Source organism: Xanthomarina maritima, assembly GCF_008084905.1.
GTDB lineage: Bacteria > Bacteroidota > Bacteroidia > Flavobacteriales > Flavobacteriaceae > Xanthomarina > Xanthomarina maritima.
In genome coordinates this window covers 1-298 of sequence record NZ_VSFC01000017.1, presented here as the reverse complement: position 1 = coordinate 298, position 298 = coordinate 1, and the positions used below count along the sequence as shown (strand labels likewise).

The following is a 298-nucleotide window of genomic DNA, read 5'->3' as shown; positions in this document are numbered from 1 at the left end:
TTGGTATTATAATAGGGTTTACAATTATTTGCATGGTTTCAGCCGTTGCACATTGCCCAGCATCTGGAGTAAATGTGTAGGTAGTAGTTGTTGAATTGTCTAAAGCAGGACTCCAAGTTCCTGTAATGCCATTATTCGATGTCGTTGGTAATGGTGCTAAAACATCGCCATTGCATATTGGATTAATTTGAGTAAAAACTGGAGTTATAATTGGGTTTACAACTATTTGCATGGTTTCAACTGTTGCACATTGCCCACTATTTGGAGTAAAAGTATAGGTGGTAGTAGTTGTATTGTC

At 37.2% G+C, this 298-nt stretch carries 1 pseudogene; it reads right to left on the bottom strand.

From position 1 onward, the window contains the following. Positions 1 to 298, bottom strand: a pseudogene (locus FVF61_RS03110) (lectin-like domain-containing protein); the annotation flags it as partial.